The sequence below is a fragment of the Pseudomonas sp. 58 R 3 genome (genome assembly GCF_900006605.1).
Taxonomy (GTDB): domain Bacteria; phylum Pseudomonadota; class Gammaproteobacteria; order Pseudomonadales; family Pseudomonadaceae; genus Aquipseudomonas; species Aquipseudomonas salomonii.
Map to the genome: position 1 here is coordinate 1 of NZ_CVTT01000012.1, position 366 is coordinate 366.

General features: G+C 56.6%; 1 protein-coding gene. It reads left to right on the plus strand.

Features of this window, described 5'->3' with window-relative positions; genetic code table 11:
* Positions 1-366, plus strand: a 366-nt coding sequence (locus BFP92_RS31635) for an immunoglobulin-like domain-containing protein (protein WP_170875811.1), incomplete at both ends; no start/stop codon positions are given.

Below are 366 nucleotides of genomic sequence, written 5' to 3' on the forward strand. Positions count from 1 at the left end.
AAACCCCGGTGACTGTCACCTTGAGCAATGGCTCGGTGATTACCATCAAGGCTGGGGAGTCGGTTGGTACTGTTGTGGTCGATACACCGGCTAATGACGTCTACAACAACGGTTCGACCGTCAGCACTACTATTACCGGTGCAACCGGTGGCAACTTTGAGAACCTGGTACCGAGCACCACGCCTGCGGTTACTACGATTACGGATTCGATCGACACCACCACCGTCACGTTGACAGCGGGTAACACCGTGACCGAAGGCGGTCAGATTACCTACACCGCTACCCTGACCAATCCGGCGCAGACGCCGGTGACCGTCACCTTGAGCAATGGCTCGGTGATTACCATCAAGGCTGGGGAGTCGGTTG